This is a genomic window from Curvibacter sp. GW821-FHT01G03 (assembly GCF_059422285.1).
The window spans coordinates 1-260 of record NZ_JBWKWP010000075.1; the positions used below are offsets into that span (position 1 = coordinate 1).

At 68.5% G+C, this 260-nt stretch carries 1 protein-coding gene; it reads right to left on the reverse strand.

What is annotated here, in order from left to right; genetic code table 11:
• On the reverse strand, window positions 1-260 hold a 260-nt coding region (locus AC07VS_RS28880; protein WP_494752708.1), incomplete at both ends, for a DUF1302 family protein.

Below are 260 nucleotides of genomic sequence, written 5' to 3' on the forward strand. Positions count from 1 at the left end.
TGCGAGAGGCGGTTGATGTCGAGCGCGTTGGTGGCGTTGATGCCGCCGGGAATGAACAGGCTCTCGCCCCAGCTGATCACCTGGTTGCCCACGCGCAGCCGGGCCCGCTGCTCGCCCAGGTCAAACGATTTGCTCACCCACAGGTCCAGCACCCGGGTCTGCACCCGCAAGGCCTTGCGCGCCTCGTAGCTGAGGTTGTCGCTGGGCAGGTCGGCCGGGGCGTTGGCGCTGCGGTAGCCCGAGGTGTTGGTGGCGCTCAC